7 protein-coding genes and 1 pseudogene are annotated in these 9,657 nt (G+C 70.0%); 5 read left to right on the forward strand and 3 right to left on the reverse strand.

Going from position 1 to position 9,657, the window contains the following annotated elements; genetic code table 11:
• Positions 1–268 precede the first annotated feature (268 nt).
• Positions 269–2,173, reverse strand: a complete 1,905-nt coding sequence (gene htpG, locus ACIP4Y_RS38050; protein ID WP_401401614.1) for a molecular chaperone HtpG — start codon at positions 2,171–2,173, stop codon at positions 269–271.
• Between the two features lie 233 nt (positions 2,174–2,406).
• Here htpG and ACIP4Y_RS38055 point away from each other — a divergent pair, with 233 nt between their 5' ends.
• Both ACIP4Y_RS38055 and ACIP4Y_RS38060 read left to right on the forward strand, forming a co-directional pair.
• The gene (locus ACIP4Y_RS38055) at positions 2,407–2,886 is read left to right on the forward strand and encodes an SRPBCC family protein (RefSeq protein ID WP_401401617.1); all 480 of its coding nucleotides are present in this window, start codon (positions 2,407–2,409) and stop codon (positions 2,884–2,886) included.
• 218 nt (positions 2,887–3,104) lie between these two features.
• Positions 3,105–5,018, forward strand: coding sequence for an SMI1/KNR4 family protein (locus ACIP4Y_RS38060; protein WP_401401620.1), 1,914 nt, complete (start codon positions 3,105–3,107; stop codon positions 5,016–5,018).
• A 106-nt stretch (positions 5,019–5,124) separates the two neighbouring features.
• Here the strand turns inward: ACIP4Y_RS38060 and ACIP4Y_RS38065 are convergent.
• A pseudogene (locus ACIP4Y_RS38065) lies at positions 5,125–5,243 on the reverse strand (transposase); the annotation flags it as partial.
• A 180-nt stretch (positions 5,244–5,423) separates the two neighbouring features.
• Between ACIP4Y_RS38065 and ACIP4Y_RS38070 the strand changes: the two are divergent.
• A complete protein-coding gene (locus tag ACIP4Y_RS38070) occupies positions 5,424–6,287 on the forward strand; it encodes a DUF6424 family protein (RefSeq protein ID WP_401401623.1) in 864 nt (287 codons plus the stop codon).
• A gap of 211 nt (positions 6,288–6,498) precedes the next feature.
• Here the strand turns inward: ACIP4Y_RS38070 and ACIP4Y_RS38075 are convergent, their stop codons facing one another.
• Positions 6,499–7,716 (reverse strand): alginate lyase family protein, encoded by a 1,218-nt coding sequence (locus tag ACIP4Y_RS38075; RefSeq protein ID WP_401401626.1) that lies wholly within the window; start codon positions 7,714–7,716, stop codon positions 6,499–6,501.
• Positions 7,717–8,132: 416 nt separating this feature from the next.
• Here ACIP4Y_RS38075 and ACIP4Y_RS38080 point away from each other — a divergent pair, with 416 nt between their 5' ends.
• Positions 8,133–8,918, forward strand: coding sequence for a ricin-type beta-trefoil lectin domain protein (locus ACIP4Y_RS38080; protein WP_401401646.1), 786 nt, complete (start codon positions 8,133–8,135; stop codon positions 8,916–8,918).
• Positions 8,919–9,025: 107 nt separating this feature from the next.
• Positions 9,026–9,657 (forward strand): lectin (locus tag ACIP4Y_RS38085; RefSeq protein ID WP_401401629.1); only part of this gene is annotated, 632 nt, incomplete at its 3' end.

Here is a 9,657-nt window from a genome sequence, read left to right on the forward strand (position 1 = left end):
CGCACGGCCTGCCCGCGGGTCGACACGTCGCACACAGAGGCGTGTTGCCTCCCCACCGCGGGCCGGCCCCTCGTACTGGCACCGCATCCCATCCGTGTGTCCACTTCGGCCTCCCCCTCGCCGGGCACGGACTCGGAAGTCGCTACGGAACGATCCGTGCGAGGGGGAAACGAATGGTCGACACCGCGAGTTCCGGACCCGCCGGCGACCTGCCCGTCCGGCTGGGGCGGATGCCCCGGGCAGGCCGCCGGCGTCGGGCGGAGCCGTGCTACAGCGCGCGCTCCAGACGGTCCGCCATCAGCTTGACGAAGCGGGCCGGTTCCTTCGGCTGGCCGCCCTCGGCGAGCACCGCCAGGCCGTGCAGGAGTTCGGCGGTCTCGGCCAGCTCCGAGCGGTCCTCGCGCTCCTTGTACGCCTGGTTGAGACCCTTCACCAGCTGGTGGTCCGGGTTGAGCTCCAGGATCCGCTTGGCGCGGGGCACCTCCTGGCCCATCGCGCGGTACATGTTCTCGAGGGCCGGGGTGAGGTCGTGCGCGTCCGAGACGACGCAGGCCGGGGAGACGGTGAGGCGGGAGGACAGGCGCACCTCCTTGATGTCCTCGTCCAGCTGCTCCTTCATCCAGCCGAGCAGGCCGGCGTACTCCTCGGTCTGCTTCTCCCGCTCGGCGTCGGAGGTGTCCTCGTCCTTGGCGTCGAGGTCGATCTGCCCCTTGGCGACGGACCGCAGCTTCTTGCCCTCGTACTCGCCGACGGCGTCCGCCCACACCTCGTCCACCGGGTCGGTGAGCAGCAGCACCTCGATGCCCCGCTCCCGGAACGCCTCCATGTGCGGGGAGTTCTCGATGCTCTGCCGGGACTCGCCGGTCAGGTAGTAGATGTCCTCCTGACCGTCCTTCATCCGCTCCACGTAGCTCTTGAGCGTGGTCGGTTCGGTCTCATCGTGCGTGCTGGCGAACGACGCGACGGCGAGGATGGCGTCCCGGTTCTCCGCGTCGGTGACCAGTCCCTCCTTCAGGACCGTGCCGAACTCCCGCCAGAACGTGTCGTACCGCTCCCGGTCCTTGGTCATCATCTCCTTGACCGTGGACAGGACCTTCTTCGTCAGCCGGCGCCGCATCATCTCGATGTGACGGTCCTGCTGGAGGATCTCGCGGGACACGTTGAGCGAGAGGTCCGCGGCGTCGACGACACCCTTGACGAAGCGGAGGTACGGCGGCAGCAGCGCCTCGCAGTCGTCCATGATGAACACGCGCTTGACGTAGAGCTGCACGCCGCGCTTGAAGTCGCGCGTGAACAGGTCGTGTGGTGCGTGCGCGGGGAGGAACAGCAGGGCCTGGTACTCGAAGGTGCCCTCCGCCTGGAGCCGGATCGTCTCCAGCGGGTCGCGCCAGTCGTGGCCGATGTGCTTGTACAGCTCGTGGTACTCGTCGTCGGACACCTCGTCGCGGGACCGCGCCCACAGCGCCTTCATGGAGTTGAGGGTCTCGGGCTCGGGCGCCTCGTCGTTCCCGTCGGCGGAGCCCTCGGGCACCAGCCGGATGGGCCAGGTGATGAAGTCCGAGTACCGCTTGACGATCTCCTTGATCTTCCACGGCGAGGTGTAGTCGTGGAGCTGGTTCTCCGGGTCGGCCGGCTTGAGGTGGAGGATGACCGAGGTGCCCTGCGGCGCGTCGTCGACCGTCTCCAGGGTGTACGTGCCCTCGCCGCGCGACGACCAGCGGGTGCCCTGGCTCTCGCCGGCGCGCCGGGTCAGCAGGGTCATCTCGTCGGCCACCATGAAGCCCGAGTAGAAGCCGACGCCGAACTGGCCGATGAGCCCCTCCTCACCGGCCTTGTCCTTGGCCTCCCGCAGCTCCTGCAGGAACTTCGCCGTGCCCGAGTTGGCGATCGTGCCGATGAGCTGCCCGACCTCGTCGTACGACATCCCGATGCCGTTGTCCCGCACGGTGAGCGTACGGGCGTCCTTGTCGATGTCGATCTCGATGTGCAGGTCGGACACGTCGGCGTCGAGCGAGTCGTCCCACAGCTTCTCCAGACGCAGCTTGTCCAGCGCGTCCGAGGCGTTGGACACGAGCTCCCGCAGGAAGACGTCCTTGTTCGAGTAGACCGAGTGGATCATCAGCTGGAGCAGCTGACGAGCCTCCACCTGAAACTCGAAGGTCTCAGTCGGCATGTTCGCGAATACCTCACAGGTCCTGTCGCTGGAACTGGTGAAGCCACTCTAAAACACCACGTCAGCGCGGTGGCCCGAATGGCGGCAGTGGCCGGATCGAGCCGGGCGGCGGAAGGGCCGATGCGCTGCGTGTGCATCCCCTCACGCTCCTCGTTTCGACTTCGGCGCCCATGACCTCCGCTTCTCCGGGTACTCGCCAGGTCCAGCCAAGGAGTGACAACGGAGGTACAGAGATGAGCACGGTCCGGGAAGCGGTAGAGGTCGAGGTTCCGCTCCACACCGCCTACAACCAGTGGACGCAGTTCGAGGAGTTCCCGAACTTCATGGAAGGCGTCGAGGAGGTCAGGCAGCTGGACGACCGGCACAATCACTGGACCACGAAGATCGGCGGGGTACGGCGGGAGTTCGACACCGAGATCGTCGACCAGCTGCCCGACGAGCGCATCACCTGGCGCACGACCAGCGGCGACACCAACCAGAAGGGCACGGTCCGCTTCGAGCGACTGGACGACAGCCACACCAAGGTCGAGCTGGTGCTGGACGTCGAGCCCAGCGGAGCCGTGGAGAAGGCCGCGGACCTGATCGGCACGATCGACCGGCGTGTCAAGGGTGACATGAAGCGGTTCAAGCAGTACGTCGAGGAGCGCGGTGGGGAGTCCGGCGCGTGGCGAGGCCGGATCCGGCCCGGCGACATCGGCCCTGGGGTGCTCTGACCCCACACAGGTCTCAAACGACACGTAGGTACGAGGCACATGGCCCGGGCACACCAGCTCGGGCCATGCCGTGTGTCTGGCCCTGCCTCGTATCGGGCCGTGCGACATGCGCCGGGCCCCGGCGCCCCCCCTCCCGCCGAGCCGGTGCCCACCCCTCGCGGGGCCGGCTTGCACCCGCCGGACGGGCGCTGTCAGTGGTGGCTGGCACGATCGGTGGCATGACGGACATCGACTACTGGCGGGCGTTCCTGACGCGCTGGAGCCATGAGTGGGCGGACGCGCAGGATCCCGACGCGCCGGACGGCGAGCGGCTCCCGGGTGACGAGGACAGCCTGCGTACGCGGTGGCTGGGGTTACCGCCCGCCTCCGAGGAGCGGATCCTGGCTCTGGAGGAGCGGCTCGGGCACCGGCTGCCTCCCTCGTACCGGGCGTTCTTGGCGGTGAGTGACGGCTGGCGGCACGCGGGCGGCTTCGTGTGGCTGCTCGCCGGTACCGGGCAGGTCCGGTGGCACCAGGACGCCGCGGGGCTGGCCGAGTACTTCCCCGGGGACCTGGACGACGACCCCACGCCCGAGGACGAGTTGCTGGCCGGGATGTGGCAGCGGGCCCTGCAACTGGACGTGGAGTCGGACGCCGTCCACATCCTGATGGATCCCGGGGACGTGGACGCCGACGGCGAGTGGGCCGTGTACTCCTACGCGTCGTGGCGAGCGAGCCCGCCGGAGCGGTACGGGTCGTTCCGCGCGTTCATGGAGGACATGTACCGGGAGTTCCACAGCCTTGAGGCGGACCGGTCGCACCGCGCCGGTCGGGAGTTCGTCAACGCGACGACGCGGGCGCTGGACGCCTCCGTGGAGGAGGCCCGGCTGGAGGCGCTGCGGGGGCGGTACGAGGAGGCCGAGGCGGCACTGGCGGAGGCGCTCGAGTACGGCAGGCCGCGGGCGGCGGGACTGCGCGACCAGATCCGCCGGCTGCTCGGGCAGACGTACACGGTGTCGTTCCACGGACTCACTGCCGATCCGTTCTACGCCCCGGAGGTCCTGCCCGTTCTGGCGGCGGAGCATGTGAGCGCGCACCGGGACGACTCCTCGTGGACCTACCACCTGGGCGGTACCTCCCCCGCGATGGCCGAGACGGCGTACGAGATCCTGCGTGACGTACGCGAAGGTACCTACCGCTACGCGCCCGAGGGCGCCTTCGGGCGGGCCGTGGCGGAGGCGCGCGAGCAGGCGCGGTGGGGCGACGCGGACGGGGCGTGGCGGACCCTTCGCGCCGCGCTGCCCGAGTGGCGGCCTGTGGGCCCGGAGCACATCGCCCCCGTCGGGCTGTGCGCCGACCCGCTTCTCGGCCCGCTGCTCACCCCGGAGCGGGGCCGGGAGGCGCTGGCAACACCCCGGGCCGGGCAGCGGGGTGCGCCCCCGGCTCCGGCGGCCGACGTGGATCCGCCGGGGCTGGCGTGGCTGACCGGGCTGGATCCCGGCAATGTGCTGTCGTCGTCGTACCGCTTCGTCCTCGTGGAGGCGGTGGATCCGGCCGAGCTGCCCGGCCGGATCGGCGCGGACGAGACCACCGTCCTGAACCAGCCGACGACCTTGTGGGAGTCACGCATGCGCCGGCGCGGCGACGCGAACGCGTCGGGGTGGGAGGACAGGGCGCTGGCCTCCGTCGGCCGGGCAGGCGCCGGCTGGAGCTTCGCCCTGGAGGCGTGGCCCGGCGGGAGCTTCGCCGAGAAGTGGTTCGTCTCCCCCGGCATCGCGGCTTCGCGCGGCACACGTGCGGTGACGGTGTGGAGCGAGCCGTCCGACGGACACCGCCCCGGTGTCTTCCACCTGTCCATGGCCGAGAACGGGGAGGAACGGTACGGGTTCACGGTCCGTGAGACGGCGGTCGTACGAGGTTCCGTGCCGGCCGCGCTGGATCCGGAGCGGCTCTTCCGGCCGGACGACCCGCGCACCGAGCGGCTGGGCGAACACCGGGCCCTGGAGGCGCTCGCCGCCGAGTACGGCGTCCGGTTGCCGCGGTTCGCCCTCACCCGTGGGCGTCTGCACACGTTCCGGACCAGACCCTGGAACCGGCCGCCGGGCCCCGGCGAGGGCTATGTGACTCTGCGCTTCGTCCGCACCAGGCCCTAGGGAGGTGTCCGGCGCGCCGGCCCCGGCCTCGGTTTCAATGCGTCATGTGACGCCTTGACCCCACAGCGTGATCACGGTTGCATGCTGGCGGTCCTCCGGTGGAGAGCTGGAACGGCCGTGGCGTTTCGGGCAGAGCCCGCCGGGCGGCGCCCGTGGAAAGCTTCCACAAGGTGCCGTTGACCACCTGGCGGCGATCCCGCGCGGACGGCCGATCATCGGCGGAGCCGGCGACGCCGGTCGGACGCCGGGGGCGGTGTCTGCGCTCGCAGACTCCCGCCACGAGGCGCACGATGGTCACAGGGGGACTGTTCCCAGAGGGCCACTCGGCACCGCGGGCCGTGCCCGGGCCGCGGGCGGCACGAGGAGGGCAGTATGACCCGCGCCGGTACCGTTGCCAGAAACTTGATGCCCGACACCGTCAAGCCGGGCGGCACACTGCCGGAGGACCATCCCTGGCGGATCCGGCTGGTGGAGCACCCGAAGCGTTTCGAGTCGCCGTTCTTCAAGGCCGCGAAACGCACGGCGCACCGGATCCTCGACGAGATCGACGACGCGGACCTGCCCTACGGGCCCCGGCCGGTGGCGCCCGAGGGCTGGGAGATGCACCACGGCGGCAGCCTGTGGGTGAAGACGGCGGGCGGCTGGCGGATGTACCGGGCCCGCGTGGGCATCGAGTGGAGCATGCAGTTCTGCGCCGACCCGCCCAAGGTCGACCGGCTGCGCCAGGACGCGGCCGAACTCGTGGCGGCCTTCCCGGAGACGCTGCCGGCCCTGGCCCAACTGGGCTACGAGGAGGCCGAACAGCTGCTGCGCACCCCCATCACGGACGCCGACGGCGTCGAGGCGTGGACCGACTCCCTCTTCAACGCCTGTGTGCCGATGAGCCGTGGGAACCACCAGGGGATCCTGCCGAAGGTGCCCGGGGAGCACCATTACCCGTGGCCGGTGAAGGGCGCGGACTTCTTCCGGTACGACGACTTCCAGCTGTGGGTGACGCTGCCCGACGGCACACATGGCGCCGTGACGCCGGTGGACCGGCGGGGCTCCGGTGACGGGCACGTACGGCTGGTGCTCGCCCCGGAGGGCAGCCAGGCCGCGGACACGCTGGCCGAGGCGCAGGACCGGGGGCTGATGGCGGTCCTGCCGCCGAACAGCTCTGCCGCGCTCCAGGCGTTCGCCGGGCAGATCGAGCCGGGCCGACGCAGCGCGTCCGGACCCCTGGCCACACGGCGGACTGGAGGCAACGGCCGGAGTTCCAGAGCTCGTTGACCGTGGCCCCGACACAGGCGCGGGCCGCCCGGTCCGGATGCACCATGGAGGACAGGGATTGTCTTCGGCCAGTGCCTGGCCGGCTTCGTCAAGCGACGTGCCGTGCCCCGCGACTAGGCAGCACCGCCGACGGCACGGGACTCATCAGCCGGCTGAGGACCGGCGGTGCCGACCAGGGACCTCTGAACCGGCGCCGGTGGCGGCCATGGGGTCAGTTCGGGTTGTCGCCGTGAGTCAGGGTCTCCCAGGCGACGAAGAGGTTGTTGCTGCCTGCCGGGCGGTTCTGTTCGGTCAGGGACTGGGTGTTGGTCATGGCGATGCCCAGGCGGTTGTGCAGGGCGTTGTAGCCGACCTCGGTGACCGGGCCCAGCCCCCGCTTGACCGACCCGCCGCACAGCCAGCTCGGGACGGCGGTGCCCAGTTCGTACTTGGCCTGGAAGCCGAGCGCCTGCCGCAGCCGCTCGCCCACGTCGGTGCCGTACAGGTCCTGGCCCTGGATCCGGCTGGTCTCGGCGACGTGCGAGATGGCGGAGATGCCGTACCCGGTGTGGGTGAAGTCGCGGCAGGTCTCCTGGGTGAGGCCGGTGACGAAGGTGGACTGGCCCTGCCAGTAGGAGACGATCTTGTCGCGGGTGTTCAGATTCTGGCTCGGTACCGTCTTCGGCAGGTCGCCGTCGGAGGCGAGGTACACGTACGCGGCCGTGCGGGTGCGGAACTTCGCCATGGCCGTGTCGTACGACGTTTTGTCCTCCAGGAAGACGGAGATGCCGACGGCCGCCTCCATCATCGACAGCTCCCAGTTGCCGTTGGAGTTCGAACCGTTGATGATCTCCGGCAGGTAGACGTTGCGCAGCATGGAGGCGAAGCGGCCTGAGTTGGCCCAGGTGCCGGAGTACGTGTACTTGATGATCTCGGCGGCCTTCGGCCAGGAGGAGCCCGCCCAGCCCGTCTGCAGCGGCGCGTTGCTGTTGGTGTGGTCCGTGAGCACGGCGGACCAGGCGTCCATCAGCTCGATCGACTTCTTGGCGTAGCGCTCGTCACGGGTGATGTACCAGGCGAGCGCGTCGGTGTAGGCCGCGATGGCGTCCTCGCGTTCGTCCGTGCAGCCGTAGTTGGGGTTGGAGTAGGAGCCGCACTCCACGACGGCGCGGGGCTTGGGGGTGCGGCTGAGGCTCGCGTACTTGCTCGCCGCCATCTGGTCGTACGCGCTCTTCCAGGGCTGGGCGCCGGCGAACACCTTGCTACGGACGAAGTCGAGTTGAGTGAGGGAGACGGTGATGCCGGGGTGGACGAAGGTCGCGGGAGCGGCCTCCGCGCGCTCGGTGCCGGGCCAGGAGAGCAGGCCGGTGGTGAGCAGGGTGGCCGCCGCCGCGAGGGCGAGAGCGGAACGCGGGGACTTACGGGGGTGTGGAGCGGGTACGTCCTGCATCTAGTCCGTCCTCATATGTGAACGCTGGGCGGCTTCTTGAACGTATGAGCTGAACCGAGACCATAGGTACGGACCTGGCGGCCGTCAAGGGGCTGTGAAACAGGGGGTGTTCATGAGGTGGCGGCCACCACGCTGGAGCAGCACCCCTCTGCCGCCGGCATCAACAAATGAACGCCGAGTGACGCGCACCCACGCCGACACCCTGGCCTGAATTCACGCTTCTAGGTCACTCAACTCCCTTACCAAGATGCCTTGTTCGGCTCTTGACCGCACTGGTTCAGACCACCTACCTTCCCGGGTGCCGGGTGGGCCTCCGCACGCAGCACTCGGCTCGGTGAGGCCTTCCCCGTTTCTTCATCGACCGCGAAAGGCTGTGATCTCCTACCGTGGCCGCACAACCCCCCACTCGCTCGGTCCTGTTCCGCACCCTGCTCGCCGCCGCCGTCGCCGTATCGGCCGGAGCACTGGCCGCTTCCCCCGCCCAGGCCGCCACCGGTGCCATCACCGGGCTCGCCGGCAAGTGCCTCGACGTCGCCGGGGCCGACTCCGCCGACGGCACGCCCGTCCAGCTCTACGACTGCAACGGCACCAACGCCCAGCAGTGGACCGTCGGCAGCGACGGCACGATCCGCGCCCTCGGCAAGTGCCTTGACGTCACCGGCAATGCGACGGCCGACGGCGTCAAGGCGCAGCTGTGGACCTGTACCGGCGGCGCCAACCAGAAGTGGAACGTGACCGCCGCCCGCGACATCGTCAACCCGCAGGCGGACAAATGCCTGGACGTCACCGGCAACACCTCGGCCAACGGCACCCGGATACAGATCTGGACCTGTACCGGCGGCGCCAACCAGAAGTGGAACGCCCCGGCCGCGCAGGCCGGTGAGCAGTGCTGGGCCACCCACTACGGCCCCCAGCCGCCCGGCGCGCTGACGGCGAGCGGTGAACTGTTCGACAACAACGCCGACACCGCGGCGACCTCGCTCAGCCGTCAGCCCCAACTGCCGTTCGGCACAAGGGTCCAGGTGACCAACGTCGCCAACGGGCGGTCGCTGGTGGTCCGCATCAACGACCGGGGCACGTTCGTGCAGACCCCGCAGGAGCCCAAGTGCCTCGACCTGACCGACGGCGCGTTCAGCCGGCTCGGCGGCAGCCTGAACCCGGACGCCGGGCACATCGTCGTCACGCAGACCGTCCTCAACTGACCTCCGCGGACCGCCCGGTGCACATCTCCCGGACCGCAACCAGCCCCATGAACTGGAGCGAACTCTTCATGCGTCACCCCTCCCCCAGACGGATCCCTCTGCGCCGCATGCACCTCGGACGCTTGCTGGCCGCCGTCATCGCCGCGTCGTTCGCCGTGCTGTTCGCCGTCACACCGGCGCAGGCCGCCGACGGGCAGATCACCGGCCTCGCCGGCAAGTGCGTCGACGTAGCGGGCGCGAGCAGCGCCAACGGCACGGCCGTACAGCTCTACGACTGCAACGGCACCGCGGCCCAGCGGTGGTCCAACCCGGGCGACGGCACCCTGCGGGCGCTCGGCAAGTGCCTGGACGTCGCCGACCGCGCCACGGCCGACGGAGCCGCCGTGCAGCTGTGGGACTGCTCCGGCGGGGCCAACCAGCAGTGGGTGGTCACCGCCGCGCACGACATCGTCAACCCGGCCGCCGACAAGTGCCTGGACGTGCGGGACAACAACCCGGCCAACGGCACGCGGCTGCAGATCTGGAGTTGCTCCGGCGGCGCCAACCAGAAGTGGACCGCACCGGCGAGCGGCGGAGGCGGCACCACGCCCTCCGGGTTCGTCGTCTCCGAGGCCCAGTTCAACCAGATGTTCCCGAACCGGAAGTCGTTCTACACCTACAGCGGCCTGACCGCCGCCCTCAGCGCCTACCCGGCGTTCGCGAACACCGGCAGCGACACCGTGAAGAAGCAGGAGGCCGC

The organism is Streptomyces sp. NPDC088810 (assembly GCF_044750305.1).
Taxonomy (GTDB): domain Bacteria; phylum Actinomycetota; class Actinomycetes; order Streptomycetales; family Streptomycetaceae; genus Streptomyces.